Raw genomic sequence first — 16025 nt, 5'->3', positions numbered from 1 at the left:
AAGAAACATCATGAATCACCCGCCTCGAACACACCGCCAACCAACATGAACGTTTTTCCTCACAACCCGGGGTGCGACCAAACGTCGCATTTCTGTAGTATTACTACTACCCCGACCGTCTAAAAGCATGAAATGCGAAAGCTTTTGTAGTAAAACTACACGGCGCCGGATCACACTCCGGTAATCCAAGAATTCACGACGTCTGCCCATAAGGCCAGTCGCAAACTCAGGCCCCCGATTCTGGTGGCCTTTCCGCCCTGGAGCAAGCCATGCAAGACCTCGATCCAATCGAAACCCAGGAATGGCTGGATGCCCTGGAGTCGGTCCTCGACAAAGAAGGCGAAGACCGCGCTCATTACCTGATGACCCGTATGGGCGAGCTGGCCACCCGCAGTGGTTCGCAGCTGCCGTATGCCATCACCACGCCATACCGCAACACCATCCCTGTCACCCACGAAGCACGCATGCCTGGCGACCTGTTCATGGAACGCCGCATTCGCTCGTTGGTGCGTTGGAACGCCCTGGCCATGGTCATGCGTACCAACCTGAAGGATTCGGACCTGGGCGGACACATCTCGAGCTTCGCCTCCAGTGCCACCCTGTACGACATCGGCTTCAACTACTTCTTCCAGGCCCCGACCGAAGAACACGGCGGCGACCTGATCTTCTTCCAGGGCCACGCCTCGCCTGGCGTCTACGCCCGCGCCTTCATGGAAGGCCGGATCAGCGAAGACCAGATGAACAACTTCCGTCAGGAAGTCGATGGCAAGGGTCTGTCCTCGTACCCGCACCCATGGCTGATGCCTGACTTCTGGCAGTTCCCGACCGTTTCGATGGGTCTGGGTCCGATCCAGGCGATCTACCAGGCACGCTTCATGAAGTACCTCGAAGCGCGCGGCTACATCCCGGCCGGCAAGCAGAAAGTCTGGTGCTTCATGGGCGACGGCGAGTGCGACGAGCCGGAATCTTTGGGCGCGATCTCCCTGGCTGGCCGCGAGAAACTGGACAACCTGATCTTCGTCATCAACTGCAACCTGCAGCGCCTCGACGGCCCGGTTCGTGGCAACGGCAAGATCATCCAGGAACTCGAAGGCGTGTTCCGTGGCGGTGGCTGGAACGTCAACAAAGTGGTCTGGGGCCGTTTCTGGGACCCACTGCTGGCCAAGGACGTCGACGGCATCCTGCAACGTCGCATGGACGAAGTCATCGACGGCGAGTACCAGAACTACAAGGCCAAGGACGGCGCGTTCGTCCGTGAGCACTTCTTCAACACCCCAGAACTCAAGGCCATGGTCGAAGACCTGTCCGACGAAGAGATCTGGAAGCTCAACCGTGGCGGTCACGACCCGTACAAGGTCTATGCGGCCTACCACCAGGCGGTCAACCACAAAGAGCAGCCGACTGTCATCCTGGCCAAGACCATCAAGGGTTATGGCACCGGTGCTGGCGAAGCCAAGAACACCGCGCACAACACCAAGAAGGTCGACGTCGAGAGCCTGCGTCACTTCCGCGATCGTTTCGACATCCCGGTCAAGGACGAAGAGCTGGAAAACCTGCCGTTCTTCAAGCCTGAAGAAGGCAGCGCCGAGGCCCGTTACCTGGCCGAGCGCCGCAGCGCCCTGGGTGGTTTCGTGCCACAGCGCCGCGAGAAGAGCATCAGCATCCCGACCCCGCCACTGGAAACCCTGAAGGCGATCCTGGACGGCTCGGGCGACCGCGAAATCTCCACCACCATGGCCTTCGTGCGGATTCTGGCGCAGCTGGTCAAGGACAAAGAGATCGGCCAGCGCATCGTTCCGATCATCCCGGACGAAGCCCGTACCTTCGGTATGGAAGGCATGTTCCGCCAGCTGGGCATCTACTCCTCGGTCGGCCAGCTCTACGAGCCAGTCGATAAAGACCAGGTGATGTTCTACCGCGAAGACAAGAAGGGCCAGATCCTCGAAGAGGGCATCAACGAAGCCGGCGCCATGTCGTCGTTCATTGCTGCGGGCACTTCCTATTCGAACCACAACCAGCCGATGCTGCCGTTCTACATCTTCTACTCGATGTTCGGCTTCCAGCGTATCGGTGACCTGGCCTGGGCCGCTGGCGACAGCCGCACCCGTGGCTTCCTGATCGGCGGTACCGCCGGCCGTACCACCCTCAACGGTGAAGGCCTGCAGCACGAAGACGGTCACAGCCACCTGCTCGCCGGGACCATCCCGAACTGCCGCACCTATGATCCAACCTACGGCTACGAGCTGGCGGTGATCATCCAGGACGGCATGAAGAAGATGACCGAAGAGCAACAGGACATCTTCTACTACATCACCGTGATGAACGAATCCTACCAGCAGCCAGCCATGCCGGCCGGTGTCGAGGAAGGCATCGTCAAGGGTATGTACCTGCTCGAGGAAGACACCAAGGACGCGGCCCACCACGTTCAGCTGATGGGCTCCGGCACCATCCTGCGTGAAGTCCGTGAAGCGGCGAAGATCCTGCGTGAAGAGTTCAACGTCGGCGCCGACGTGTGGAGCGTCACCAGCTTCAACGAACTGCGTCGCGACGGCCTCGCCGTAGAACGCGCCAACCGCCTCAAGCCTGGCCAGAAGCCACAGCAGACTTACGTCGAGCAGTGCCTGAACGGTCGCAAGGGTCCGGTTATCGCATCGACCGACTACATGAAGATCTTTGCCGAGCAGATCCGCCAGTGGGTGCCGAGCAAAGAGTTCAAAGTCCTGGGTACCGATGGCTTCGGTCGCAGCGACAGCCGCAAGAAGCTGCGTCACTTCTTCGAAGTCGACCGTCACTTCGTGGTGCTGGCTGCCCTGGAAGCCTTGGCTGACCGTGGCGAGATCGAACCTAAGGTGGTGGCTGACGCCATCGTCAAGTTCGGCATCGACCCGGACAAGCGCAACCCACTGGACTGCTGAGGAGTATTTTAAGTGAGCGAACTCATTCGCGTACCTGACATCGGCAGCGGTGAAGGTGAAATCATCGAGCTGTTCGTCAAGGTTGGCGACCGCATCGAGGCTGACCAGAGCCTGCTGACCCTGGAGTCCGACAAGGCCTCCATGGAGATCCCTGCCCCCAAGGCAGGCGTGATCAAAGAGCTGAAGGTCAAGCTGGGCGATCGCCTGAAAGAAGGCGACGAGCTGCTGGTGCTGGAAGTCGAGGGCGCCGCTGCGGCGTCCGAGGCTCCGGCCGCAGCCGCCCCTGCTGCGCCCGCCGCCGAAGAAAAACCCGCTGCCGCCCCGGCTGCAGCACCTGCCCAGCCCGCAGCTCCAGCTGCAGCCAGCGTGCAGGACATCCACGTGCCGGACATCGGCTCGTCGGGTAAGGCCAAGATCATCGAAGTGCTGGTCAAGGTTGGCGACAGCGTCGAAGCCGACCAGTCGCTGATCACCCTGGAGTCCGACAAGGCCTCCATGGAGATCCCTTCGCCTGCCGCTGGCGTGATCGAAGAAGTGATCTGCAAGCTGGACGACGAAGTCGGCACTGGCGACCTGATCTTCAAGCTGAAAGTCGCAGGCGCGGCTGCTGCCGCACCGGCTCCAGCGCCAGCCGCTGCTGCGCCGGCCAAGGCTGACGCGGCTCCGGCCGCCGCACCTGCCGCTGCCCCTGCTGCCGCTCCAGCACCTGCCGCCACCGCTCCAGCGGCTGGCAGCAACGCCAAGGTCCATGCCGGCCCGGCAGTGCGTCAGCTGGCCCGCGAGTTCGGCGTCGACCTGGGTGCAGTAGCAGCCACCGGTCCGCACGGTCGCATCCTCAAGGAAGACGTGCAGGTCTACGTCAAGGCCATGATGCAGAAGGCCAAGGAAGCACCGGCAGCAGCGGGTGCAACCGGTGGCGCAGGCATCCCGCCGATCCCGGTGGTGGACTTCAGCAAGTTCGGTGAAGTCGAAGAAGTCGCCCTGACCCGCCTGATGCAGGTCGGTGCCGCCAACCTGCACCGCAGCTGGCTGAACGTGCCGCACGTGACCCAGTTCGACTCCGCCGACATCACCGAGCTGGAAGCCTTCCGCGTTGCCCAGAAAGCGGTGGCCGAGAAGGCGGGCGTCAAGCTGACCGTGCTGCCACTGCTGCTCAAGGCCTGTGCCCACCTGCTCAAGGAACTGCCGGACTTCAACAGCTCGCTGGCACCAAGCGGCAAGGCGATCATCCGCAAGAAGTACGTGAACATCGGCTTTGCCGTGGACACCCCGGATGGTCTGCTGGTCCCGGTGATCAAGAACGTCGATCAGAAGAGCCTGCTGCAACTGGCTGGCGAAGCTGCGGCGCTGGCCGAAAAAGCCCGCACCAAGAAGCTGTCGGCCGACGACATGCAAGGCGCTTGCTTCACCATCTCCAGCCTCGGCCACATTGGCGGCACCGGCTTCACGCCGATCGTCAACGCGCCTGAGGTGGCGATCCTCGGTGTATCCAAGGCCACCATGCAGCCGGTCTGGGATGGCAAAGCCTTCCAGCCCAAGCTGATGCTGCCGCTGTCGCTGTCGTACGATCACCGTGTGATCAACGGCGCCGCAGCTGCGCGCTTCACCAAGCGCCTGAGCGACCTGCTGGCGGACATCCGCACCATGCTGCTGTAACGCGCTGCAACCTGCCTTCCCATGCGCGAAGGCAGGCCCCCTTTCGAGCTGCCACGCTCGTACCTCAACCCCGCCCTTGGCGGGGCTTTTTTTTGCCCAGGCCAGAGCGGCTTTAGCCGTCAACCCGCCCTAGCAACCTTCAGACTTCACTCAGCCTGCCGACAACCTGTTCACAGCATCCCTTATGGCCGCTTGCCAGCCTCCGGGACATGATGCAACCTTGCCAGATGCGCGACCGACCAGGCCTGCGCCACCCTCTTCAAGCGAGTCTTCGATGAAAAGCCAACCCGATGCCGCCAGCCGTGTGGCGGCCGAGGTCGTCACGCAGCTCCCCGTGCCCTCGCGGCTCGGCATGCTGCGTTTCGAAAGGCTCAACGAAGCCAATTGGGCCATGCTGTACCTCGACCCCGCCTGCGACCGTCAGTTCGGCCTGCCTGCCGCCGACCTCTGCGCCTTGATCGGCTCGCCCTATGCCAGCCTGATGGAGCCAGAAGCGCGCTACCGGTTGCACGACGAGATCCAGCTGCAGTTGACCCGGCGCGGCCACTACCGGGTGCGCTACACCCTGCACGCCAGCCCCGAGCCACTGCGCCTGCTGGAAGTCGGCGAAGCCTACAAGCAGCATGGCCGGCAACTGCTGCGCGGCTACCTGACCGTGCTCGACGATGCTGCAGAAGACGCTCCGGACCTCGCCGCCAGCGACCTGGAAACGCGTAACAACCGTCTGCAAATCGCCCTGCAACTGAACCAGCGCGCCCAGCAGGAGCAGCTCGAACACCTGGAGCGGGTACGCGCCCAGCAGGACCTGATCCTGCGCCTGGCACGCCAGCGCTACAGCGCCGACAACTCGTTGCTCGAAGCTGCCGAGCTGATTACCCAGAGCGCCTGCGAAATCTACAAGGTCGACTGCGCCAGCATCTGGTACCTCGATGACCAGCGCCTGGAGCCGATCAGCGCCTGGTATCGCCTGGAGCAGCAGCACCGATTGCCCGAGCCCATCGACGCCAGCCGCTTCCCCGATTACCTCGACGCCCTGCACGCCAGCCGCGCCATCGACGCACACAATGCCAGCCACGACCCGCGCACCCGCGACATGGCCGAGACCCTCTACCCCAGCGCCAACAACGCCATGCTCGATGCCAGCATCCGCGTCGATGGCCAGGTGGTCGGCGTGTTGTGCCTGGAGCAAACCGGCACGCCGCGGGCCTGGCAGTCCGATGAAATCGCCTTTGCCGGCGAGTTGGCCGACCAGTTCGCCCAGGTCATCACCAACCACAACCGGCGCACCGCCGCCAGCGCCCTGCACCTGTTCCAGCGTGCGGTGGAACAGAGCGCCAGCGCATTCTTGCTGGTCAACCGTGACGGCGTGGTGGAGTACGTCAACCCGAGCTTCACCGCCATTACCCAATACAGCACCGATGAGGTCCAAGGCCACCGCCTGTCGGAATTGCCCGCCCTGGAAAACCTCAGTGAACTGTTGTTCGACTCGCCTTCGAGCCTGGCCATGGGCAACAGCTGGCAAGGCGAGTTCAAGAGCCGGCGCAAGAACCTTGAGCCCTACTGGGGCCAGCTGTCGATTTCCAAGGTGTATGGCGACAACCGCGAGTTGACTCATTACATCGGCATCTACGAAGACATCACCCAGAGCAAGCTGGCCCAGCAGCGCATCGAGCGCCTGGCCTATACCGACAACCTGACCAACCTGGGCAACCGCCCGGCGTTCATCCGCAACCTCGACGAACGTTTCGCGCGCGACCAAGAAACCTCGATCTGCCTGCTGCTGGTCGACATCGACAACTTCAAGCGGATCAACGACAGCCTCGGCCACCAGACCGGTGACAAGCTGCTGGTCAGCCTCGCCCGACGCTTGCGCAATAGCCTGCACGCTGGCGGCATCCTGGCGCGCTTTGCCAGTAACGAATTCGCCGTGCTGCTCGATGATATCGGCCTGGAAGACGGCCAGGCGGTGGCGCAACAGCTGTTGCGTACTCTCGATAAACCGATGTTCGTCGACAATCAGCTGATCAACGTCACCGCCTCGGTAGGCCTGGCCTGCGCGCCGCTGCATGGCAGCGACCCGCAAACGCTGATGAAAAACGCCGGGCTTGCCCTGCATAAGGCCAAGGCTAACGGCAAGCACCAGGTCCAGGTGTTCACCGAGGTGCTCAACGCCGAGGCCAGCTATAAGCTGTTCGTCGAGAACAACCTGCGGCGCGCCCTGACCCAGAATGAGCTGGAAGTGTTCTACCAGCCCAAGCTGTGCCTGCGCAGCGGGCGTTTGCTGGGCCTGGAAGCGCTGCTGCGCTGGAACCACCCAGAGCGCGGCATGATTCGCCCCGACCAGTTCATCAGCGTGGCTGAGGAAACCGGCTTGATCATTCCGATCGGCAAGTGGGTGGTGCGCCAGTCCTGCCGGATGAGCCAGCAACTGCGCGACGCGGGCATGGGCAACCTGCATGTGGCGATCAACCTCTCGCCCAAGCAGTTTTCCGACCCTGAGCTGGTCAGCTCGATTGGCAACATCATCAAGGAAGAGGCCCTGCCGCCTCACCTGCTGGAGCTGGAGCTGACCGAAGGCCTGCTGCTGGAAGCCACCGAGGACACCCACCGCCAGCTCGACGAACTCAAGGCGCTGGGCCTGACCCTGGCGATGGACGACTTCGGCACCGGTTACTCGTCGCTGAGTTACCTGAAGAAGTTTCCCATCGACATCATCAAGATCGACCGCAGCTTCATCAACGAGATCCCCGACAACCAGGACGACATGGAGATCACCTCAGCGGTGGTGGCCATGGCCCACAACCTCAAGTTGAAGGTGGTTGCCGAGGGCATCGAGACCGCCGAACAGCTGGCGTTCCTGCGTCGCCACCGCTGCGACGTCGGTCAGGGCTACCTGTTCGACCGGCCAATCCCAGGGCGTGAGCTGGTCGATAAACTCAAGCGCTATCCGCGCGGACCGATGGCCTGACAGCAAGGCCAGTCTCGGGCAATATAGGAACCATTCGGGCCTCATCGCGGGGCAAGCCCGCTCCCACGAACTCCCTCTAAATACGCGTGGGAGCGGGCTTGCCCCGCGATGAGGCCACAACTGCCTAGCTATCAACAGAGGAACGGCCATGGTCCTGCGTTCGGAAATCCTGGTGAACAAAAACGTCCTGCCCACCGCTGAACAGGCCCTGCCTGGCCGCGAAACGCCGATGACCTTGCCGGAGAAGCACTTCGTCTTCGAAGACACGCCCCTGTTGGGCCCGTTCTTCGACGACGTCGACTTCGCCATCTTTGGCCTGGGCTGCTTCTGGGGCGCCGAGCGCCGCTTCTGGCAGCGTGAAGGTGTGGTCAGCACCGTGGTCGGTTATGCCGGTGGCTTCACCCCGCACCCGACTTACGAAGAAGTCTGCTCGGGCCTGACCGGCCACACCGAAGTGGTGCTGGTGGTGTTCGACAAGGCCAAGGTCAGCTACGGCGAACTGCTGGCGATGTTCTGGGAGCTACACAACCCCACCCAAGGTATGCGCCAGGGCAACGACATCGGCACCCAATACCGCTCGGCGATCTTCTGCACCAGCCCTGAGCAGCTGGATCAGGCCCAGGCCAGCAAAGCGGCCTACCAGGCCGAGCTGGACAAGGCCGGTTTCGGCCCGATCACCACCGAGATCGCCCAGGCGCCTACCGTGTACTTCGCCGAGGCCTATCACCAGCAGTACCTGGCCAAGAACCCCGACGGCTACTGCGGCATCGGCGGTACCGGTGTGTGCCTGCCCCCTAGCCTGCAAGGCAACTGAGGGCAAGCCATGGCGACGATGACCCTGTTCCACTCACCGCTGTCGCCGTTCGTGCGCAAGGTGATGGTGGTGCTGCATGAAACCGGGCAGTTGGATCGGGTGCAACTGCAAGCGGTCAACGTCAGCCCGGTGGCCGGCGACGAGCAGCTCAACCAAGGCAACCCGATTGGCAAGATCCCGGCATTGCGCCTGGAAGATGGCGGCGTGCTGCATGACAGCCGGGTGATCTGCGAGTACCTCGACACGCAGCATGTGGGCATTCCATTGATCCCCCGTGAGGGCTCGGCGCGCTGGCGGCGGCTGACGCTGGCCTCCCAGGCTGATGCGATCATGGATGCGGCTGTTTCGCTGCGTTACGAGACGTTCCTGCGCCCGGCAGAAAAACGCTGGGACGGCTGGGTCGAGGCGCAGTCGCAGAAGATCCGCCGGAGCCTGACGAACCTTGAACGCGAGCATCTGGCGGAGCTGGTTTCAGGCTTCGATATCGTTGCCATTGGTGTGGCTTGTGCGTTGGGCTATCTGGACCTGCGCCACCCCGATTTTGGCTGGCGCGAGCAGCAACCGGGGTTGGCTGCCTGGTATGCCGAGGTGGCTTTGCGTCCTTCGATGGTCGCCACCGCGCCTGTGGCCTGACTGACGCTATCGCGGGGCAAGCCCGCTCCCACGCGCTGTCTCAGAGCATGTGGAAGCGGGCTTGGCTCATCTGGCTGTCACTGCGAACAACAGCCCAATCTTCCGGGCCAACCAGCGCCCAACTTCGCGATCCTCCCTCATGCCGACCTCCCCACCCGCGACCAGTCCAGCCGGCGGGTCAGCACCATGAACACACCCAGCAAGCCAAAGCACAGCAACGAGCCCATCAGCAGCGCATAGTCTTCGGCGCTCAGCAGCCCAAACAACATCGCATACAGCACCGCCAGCCCGGCCGCAAAGCCGACCCCACGCCACAGGCTGTGCAGCACATGGCTCAGGTAAAAACCGATCAGCAACACACACGCCGAAGCAGACAAGCCATACGCCGGGCCAAAGCCAAGATGCTCGGACAGCGACAACAGCAGCAGGTAGAAGAACGCCAAGGCCACGCCGACCAACACGTACTGCACCGGATGCACGCTGAGATTCTTCAGCACTTCGAACAGGAAGAAGCCGGCGAAGGTCAGGGCAATGAACAACAGCGCATATTTGATCGCCCGTTCGCTCTTGAGGTACTGGTCAACCGGGTCGACAAAGCTCACGCCGAAGGTCCGCTCCTTGTAGTCCGCGCACTGGGCAACCGTGGCGCACTGGCGCAGGGCATCCTCCAGGTTGGTGGCGAAGAACGAGGTCTGCCAGTGCGCCTTGAAGCCCTCGGCGTTGATCTCGCGGCGGCTCGGCAGGTAGCTGCCGACGAAGCTTGGGTGCGGCCAGTTGGCGTGCATGTCGACACTGCTGGTACGGCCAATCGGCAGCACATGCAGTTGGCCAGTGCCCTGCAGCGCGAGGTCGAAGGCGTAGCTGAACTCGCGAGCGCTCTGCCCATCCAGCCCAGGCAGGGCGACGTGTACCCCGCCGCGCATCCAGTCCAGCCCTGTACCAGCCTCGAACGGCAAGCGCTGGTCATCCAGGGTCAGCTCCAGGTTGCTCTCGATGCCGCGGATATCGCTGATGCCAACAGCCAGGAAGGGTTTGTCGAAGCGGTAGTCTTCGTAGTCTTTGTCGATGCCCCAACGCTCTGGCAGCTTGAAGCGCCCGGAGATCTGGCTTTTGGCGTGAAACAAGCGCGCCTGATAAATGCCCCGCGAGCGCAGCTCGGTGTCGATACCAATCTCGGCGTCGAAGGTTTCCGGCAAGAAGTACAGGTGACCGTTGACGATGGTGGTCTCCTGCACGCTGTGGCCGTCCTTGTCGATCCAGCGCCGCTCGTACTTGCGGTAAGGCACCACCAGCAAGGGGCCAGATATCTGCTGCTCGAAGCTTGAGCTCTGGGCGATATCTGCCAGCACGCTGTCACGCAGGATCTGCCGCTCCTCGATCAGGCCGCCGATCATCAGCAGCGGGATCAACAGCAGCAACATCAGCAAGGCGATCATGCCGAGCTTGAAACTCAGGGTTTTGTTCATGGGCAAGGGCTCCGTTTGCGATGGGCGCAGTGTGTGCTGCGTCCGTGGAGCCCTTAGGGAGGGTGTGTGGAGAGTCTGTGAAGATTGTGTGGTAGCGCGGCGCTAGGCGATACGCCGCGCCGGCAGCCACAACCTGACCCGCACGCCACCTTCGACGTTATCCACTGCCAATGCCCCGCCATGCAGCTGCATCACCTCAGCCACGAAGTTGAGCCCCAAGCCGGTGCTCTTGCGCCCGCTGCCCGGCCGCGGCAGGGAGTAGAAGCGTTCACTGACCCGGCCAATGGCATAGTGCGGAATGGCCTCGCCCTGGTTGAACAGGCTCAACGCCATTCGCTCCCCGGCCTGTTCCAGCTCGAACAACAGCGCGCCGCCCTGGGGGGTGAAATCCAGCGCATTCTCCAGCAGATTGGCCAGCGCCTGACGCATCAAGAACGGATCACAGCGTAGCCGCACCCCCACCGGCACGCGCTGACGCACTTGCAAGCCTGCGCTTTCAATCCGCGCCGCATGTGCCAGCAGCAGTTCATCGACCATCGGCGCCAAGGCCACGTCCTGCTCATCTTCCAAGGCCTGCATCTGCTCGACCTGGGCAAGGTTGAGCAGGCGCTCGATCATCTGCTGCAAGCGCCCGCTTTCGCGTTCGATGTTGCTGGCAAAGCGCACGCGCTGCTCAGCCGGCATCTCGCCCTGGAGCAGCTCAGAGGCGCCGCGTATCGCTGCCAGCGGGCTTTTCAGCTCATGGGTCAGGGTATGCACATAACGCTCGACATAGGCCTTGCCCGCCAGTTCTGTGCGCATCCGCTCAACCGCTGTCGCCAATTGCCCCAGCTCTCCCCCTTTGTAATGCGGCAGCGCCGCGCGCTGGCCCTCGCTGACCGCCTGGGCATAGTGGGTCAGGCGCCGCAACGAGCGCGCCAGCCACCACGACAGCAGCGCGCCGACCAACAGGCCCAGGCCGATCAAGCCCAAGCCCAGGTTGAGCAAGCGCCGCTCGGCGCGATCGATATACGGCTGCAACGAGCTATTGGGCTTGGCCACGGTGACCACGCCAATGATCTTGCCCGCGTCCATGATCGGCGCCGCCACGTGCATCACCGAGGTGCTTTCGTCATCAGGGTCGCTGCGGGTGGAGCGCGCACCGTACTGGCCCTGCAAAGTCAGGTAGACGTCGTTCCAGCGCGAATAGTCCTTGCCCAGGTCGTTACCGGAAGAGTCGAGCAGTACCGTGCCCTTGGCATCGGTGACATAGATGCGGTGGCTGACCTGATTTTTCGCCAGCCCCCAGATCTCGGCACCTGGGCGGCGCTGGCCATAGGATTCGAGCAATTGCGGCAGGCGGCTTTGTGCAAGGGTGCCGGCCTTGACGTCATCGCGCAGGATCTCGGCCAGCAGGTTGGCCGTGTCAACCAGGGTTTCCTCGGAGGACTGGCGCACCACCGGGCGGATCTGTTCGCGCACGGTATTGAGCAGGAAATAACCCGACAGCCCCACGAACAGGAAATACACCAGGAAGATCCGGATCCCCAAGCGCATCAGGCGTTATCCGGGCTGTAGCTGTAACCCAGGCCACGGTGGGTCTGGATCGGTTCGGCATCGGCGGCGACCAGGCGCAGCTTGGCGCGCAGGCTCTTGATATGGCTGTCGATGGTGCGCTCGTAGCCAGAGTCGCCCGCCACACCCAAGGCATCGAGCAGTTGCTCGCGGCTGAACACCCGCTGCGGTTGTTCGAGCAGACATTGCAGCAGGCGAAATTCGTGGCGAGTCAGCACCAGCGTCTCGCTGCGGTAGATGATCTGCATGCGCAGGGTGTCGAGCTGAAACGGGGTAGCGGCACTGGCCACTTCAGCACGCGGGGCGATGCGCTTGAGGATGGCCCGCACCCGCGCGGCCACTTCGCGTGGGCTGAACGGCTTGACCACGTAATCGTCGGCGCCGATTTCCAGGCCCAGCACCCGATCGATCTCGGCATCGCGGGCGCTGAGAAACATCACCGGGACTTCGCTGAAGCGGCGCAACTGGCGGCAGGTTTCAAAGCCACTGATGTCGGGCAGGCCAATGTCGAGAATGACCAGGTCCGCCGGTTGCAGGCGCTGGCGCTCGACCGCAGCGCTACCGAGGCTGACCCAGTCGGTGCTGTGGCCATCGGCTTGCAGGGCGTAGATCAGGGTGTCGGCGATGGCGGATTCGTCTTCGACGATGAGGATGTGGGGCATGGCGTCCGGCCTTGCTGGGGCAATGCAGGACTTTTAGGGGATTGGGGGGAATGTAGCAAGTGCGGGATTGATTTGGGGTCTGTAGCGGCCTCTTCGCGGGCAAGCCCGCTCCTACAGGCGCAGCGCTGTACCTGTGGGAACGGGCTTGCCCGCGAAGAGGCCAGTGCAGACGACATCAATCAGCAGTCAGGCTTGCCTGCGGTGAACCTGCGCGCCGGGTTCACTGCTGCCTTGAACTCACGCAATGCCTTGGCGCCGATCAGCAGCGGGTAGTTGAAGCTGCTGCGGTCGGTCAGGTTGACCTCGACCGTGCGTTTCACATCGCCAAGGCACAGCTCCAGGTCGACCACCGGCCGGCGCGCCGCCTCAGCCGTTTCGCCCTCTTCATCGTCTTCATCGGCGCGGGTCTTGATCTTGCTGATCCGCGCGATCTTGTGTTCATAGACCTTGCCGTCGGCATCTTTGGTGGCCAGGCGAAAACGTACCCAGTCCTCGCCATCACGGGTGAAGCGCTCGATATCCTTGGCCGACAGCGACGCGGTCAACGCGCCGGTATCCATCTTGGCCTTGAGCGTTTCGCCGCCAATTTCCGGCAAGGTGATGTACTCGTAGCGACCATACAGGGTCGGCTCGGCCGCCATGACCGGCAGGGCGAGCAGCGATAACAGGGCAAGCAATGGTTTCACAGGCTAGCTTCCTTGAGACGAGACAGTGCTTAGACTGCACAAGCGCGAGAGGTTCGTCGCCAAAGCTTATCCAACATAATGTGAAACATTTGTCCCATCCGTTGGGCATTGGACATTTGGCGTAGGACTTTGCCGCACTTATCATTGCCAACCGCTTATTTCCCACAACAAGAGTCTTTTTATGCGTCGCCTGCTGACCGGCATCCTCACCACCTTCCTGCTGCTGCTCAATACGGTGGTGATGATCTGCCCGCTGATGGTCTTTGCCCTGCTCAAACTGGTCCTGCCAGGCCGGGGCCGTGACTATGCCTCTGCGGCGGTGATGTGGATCGCCGAATCCTGGTCGGAAATCGACAAGCTCATCTTCGCCCTGTGCATCCCCACCCAGTGGGATATCCGCGGCGTCGACAAACTGCGTCAGGACACCTCCTACCTGTGTGTGAGCAACCACCAGACCTGGGTCGATATCCCCGCTTTGATCGAGAGCCTCAATCGGCGGGTGCCGTTCTTCAAGTTCTTCCTCAAGAAGGAGCTGATCTGGGTGCCGCTGCTGGGCTTGGCCTGGTGGGGGCTGGATTACCCGTTCATGAAGCGTTACAGCAAGGCGTTTTTGGAGAAACATCCAGAGCTCAAGGGCAAGGACCTGGAAATCACCAAGGCTGCCTGCGAGCTGTTCAAGCGCCAGCCGGTGACCGTGGTCAATTACCTGGAAGGCACCCGCTTCAGCGAGGCCAAGCGCTTGGAGCAGCAGTCTCCGTACAAGTACCTGCTCAAGCCCAAGGCCGGTGGTGTGGCGTTCGTTTTGGCGGCATTGGGTGAGCAGCTCGATGCGTTGCTGGATGTCACCATCGTTTATCCAGGCGATAAAGCGCCGGGCTTCTGGGATTTGCTCAATGGCAGCATTAGTCGGGTGATTATCGACATTCGCGTGCGTGAGTTGGACCCGGCGTTGAGTGAAGGGGATTACGAGAATGATCCGGCGTTCCGCCAGTCTGTGCAGGCTTGGGTGAATCAGCTGTGGGTCGAGAAAGATCAGCGGATCGAGCAGCTGCGCGCTGAAATGCGCTGAGATATTCAGTGGCTGTTCCGGCCTCTTCGCGGGCAAGCCCGCTCCCACAGGGTTGGTCAGCGCTGCAAAAACCTGTGGGAGCGGGCTTGCCCGCGAAGAGGCCGGAACCTTCAGCAGCGAAGGTCGATTAAAACCCACGCTTATAATTGAGATAAGGAACTCTTTGTTTGTCATCATCCATCTAGATGGATAAAAATCGATCAACAAACAACTACAAAAACGCCGGGATCGATTGATGGCAAACCAACCTTGCTCTGCTGCCGAGGCAGCCCCCGCTCAACTGCGCCGCGTCCTGGGCCTACCCGCGCTGGTGTTCTTCGGCCTGGTGTACATGGTCCCGCTGACCATCTTCACCACCTACGGCATCGTCACCGAAATCACCGGTGGCCGTACGGCCGGCGCCTACCTGGTAACCCTGCTGGCGATGTTGTTCACCGCCACCTCCTATAGCTTCATGGTCAAGCGCTATCCGGTCGCGGGTTCGGCGTATTCCTACACCAACATGGCCTTTGGGCCCAATATCGGCTTTCTTGCCGGCTGGTCGCTGCTGCTCGATTACCTGTTCATTCCGATGATCAACTACCTGTTGATCGGGCTGTTCCTGAATATCGCCTTCCCGGCCATTCCGGCATGGACCATTGTCCTGGCGTCGATCGCTCTGGTGACGGTGCTGAACGTGGTCGGTATCCACTCGGTAGCCAAGGCCAGCAACCTGATCGTTGGCGCGCAGATCGTGTTCATCGGGGTGTTTGTCGCCTTGTCGTGGCAGACCTTGGGCAACGGCCAGTCGGTCGACTTCCTCTCACCCTTGCTGGGCGATGGTTCGGCACCCGGCTTTGGCCACCTGATGGCCGGCGCTGCGGTGCTGTGCCTGTCGTTCCTGGGCTTCGACGCGGTGTCGACCCTGGCCGAAGAAAGCCGCGACGCACGCCGCGACGTACCTCGGGCGATCATCCTCACCACCCTCGGCGCCGGCCTGCTGTTCACCCTGCTGGCCTACATCAGCCAGCTGGTGCTGCCCGGCAGCACCTTCGCCAATGCCGATGCGGCGGCCAATGAAGTGATGCTCAAGGCCGGTGGGCAGTTCCTGGCCAACTTCTTCACGGCCGCCTACGTGGCCGGCAGCCTGGGTTCGGCGCTGGCCTCCCAAGCGGCCGTGTCGCGGATTCTCTACACCATGGGTCGCGACAGGATGCTGCCGCAGCGTAGCTTCGGTCGGCTGTCGCCACGCTTCGGCACCCCAGTGTTCGCCACCCTGGTGGTCTCGGCGTTCTCGCTGCTGGCACTGGTAATCAACCTGGGCACCCTCGCCTCGCTGATCAGCTTTGGCGCCCTGGTCGCGTTCTCGGCGGTCAACCTTGCTGTGGTGCGCACCCATTTGCTGATGGATAGCAGCCAACGCAATTTGCTTGGGCTGCTGCGCTATGGCGTGGTACCGCTGGTCGGCCTGGGCCTGACCTTGTGGCTGTGGACCAGTCTCTCGGCGCTGACCCTGGTGATCGGCCTGAGCTGGTTTGCCCTGGGCCTGGCCTACCTGGGCGTGCTCACGGCCGGCTTCCGCCGCCCGGTGCGCCTGGTGGACTTCTCCGAAGCCGGTTGAGT

The 16025-nt window shown here is 62.4% G+C and carries 11 protein-coding genes; 7 read left to right on the top strand and 4 right to left on the bottom strand.

Going from position 1 to position 16025, the window contains the following annotated elements:
- Positions 1 to 269: 269 nt before the first annotated feature.
- From aceE to AAZU54_RS06870, 5 genes are all read left to right on the top strand, one after another.
- A complete protein-coding gene (gene aceE / locus AAZU54_RS06890; protein ID WP_186552741.1) occupies positions 270 to 2915 on the top strand; it encodes a pyruvate dehydrogenase (acetyl-transferring), homodimeric type in 2646 nt (881 codons plus the stop codon).
- Positions 2916 to 2927: 12 nt separating this feature from the next.
- The gene (gene aceF, locus AAZU54_RS06885; RefSeq protein WP_434726891.1) at positions 2928 to 4571 is read left to right on the top strand and encodes a dihydrolipoyllysine-residue acetyltransferase; all 1644 of its coding nucleotides are present in this window, start codon (positions 2928 to 2930) and stop codon (positions 4569 to 4571) included.
- Positions 4572 to 4845: 274 nt separating this feature from the next.
- On the top strand, positions 4846 to 7539 hold the full coding sequence (locus AAZU54_RS06880) for a putative bifunctional diguanylate cyclase/phosphodiesterase (RefSeq protein WP_186552743.1): 2694 nt from the start codon (positions 4846 to 4848) through the stop codon (positions 7537 to 7539).
- 148 nt (positions 7540 to 7687) lie between these two features.
- Positions 7688 to 8353: a peptide-methionine (S)-S-oxide reductase MsrA gene (gene msrA / locus AAZU54_RS06875; RefSeq protein ID WP_186552744.1), complete on the top strand. Its 666-nt coding sequence runs from the start codon at positions 7688 to 7690 to the stop codon at positions 8351 to 8353.
- 9 nt (positions 8354 to 8362) lie between these two features.
- Entirely contained in the window at positions 8363 to 8986 is a 624-nt protein-coding gene (locus AAZU54_RS06870) for a glutathione S-transferase (protein WP_434726890.1), read from the top strand.
- A gap of 137 nt (positions 8987 to 9123) precedes the next feature.
- Here the strand turns inward: AAZU54_RS06870 and creD are convergent, their stop codons facing one another.
- From creD to AAZU54_RS06850, 4 genes are all read right to left on the bottom strand, one after another.
- On the bottom strand, positions 9124 to 10452 hold the full coding sequence (gene creD, locus AAZU54_RS06865) for a cell envelope integrity protein CreD (protein WP_434726889.1): 1329 nt from the start codon (positions 10450 to 10452) through the stop codon (positions 9124 to 9126).
- A gap of 102 nt (positions 10453 to 10554) precedes the next feature.
- Positions 10555 to 11988, bottom strand: a complete 1434-nt coding sequence (creC, locus tag AAZU54_RS06860) for a two-component system sensor histidine kinase CreC (RefSeq protein ID WP_405129036.1) — start codon at positions 11986 to 11988, stop codon at positions 10555 to 10557.
- The gene (gene creB / locus AAZU54_RS06855) at positions 11988 to 12668 is read right to left on the bottom strand and encodes a two-component system response regulator CreB (protein WP_312155946.1); all 681 of its coding nucleotides are present in this window, start codon (positions 12666 to 12668) and stop codon (positions 11988 to 11990) included. Before creB ends, creC begins: the two co-directional genes overlap by 1 nt.
- 179 nt (positions 12669 to 12847) lie before the next feature.
- Positions 12848 to 13354 carry an ATP-dependent zinc protease family protein gene (locus tag AAZU54_RS06850; RefSeq protein WP_186552749.1) on the bottom strand — a complete coding sequence of 169 codons (507 nt, stop codon included), beginning with the start codon at positions 13352 to 13354 and terminating at the stop codon, positions 12848 to 12850.
- Positions 13355 to 13535: 181 nt separating this feature from the next.
- On the opposite strand from AAZU54_RS06850, the gene AAZU54_RS06845 reads away from it, so the two are divergent.
- Positions 13536 to 14423: an acyltransferase gene (locus AAZU54_RS06845; protein ID WP_186552750.1), complete on the top strand. Its 888-nt coding sequence runs from the start codon at positions 13536 to 13538 to the stop codon at positions 14421 to 14423.
- A 235-nt stretch (positions 14424 to 14658) separates the two neighbouring features.
- Positions 14659 to 16023: an APC family permease gene (locus AAZU54_RS06840; RefSeq protein ID WP_434726888.1), complete on the top strand. Its 1365-nt coding sequence runs from the start codon at positions 14659 to 14661 to the stop codon at positions 16021 to 16023.
- Positions 16024 to 16025: the final 2 nt, after the last annotated feature.

Origin of the sequence: Pseudomonas sp. Je.1.5.c, assembly GCF_051129895.1 — a bacterium.
Taxonomy (GTDB): Bacteria; Pseudomonadota; Gammaproteobacteria; order Pseudomonadales; family Pseudomonadaceae; genus Aquipseudomonas; species Aquipseudomonas urmiensis.
This window is presented reverse-complemented; position numbering and strand designations above follow the sequence as displayed.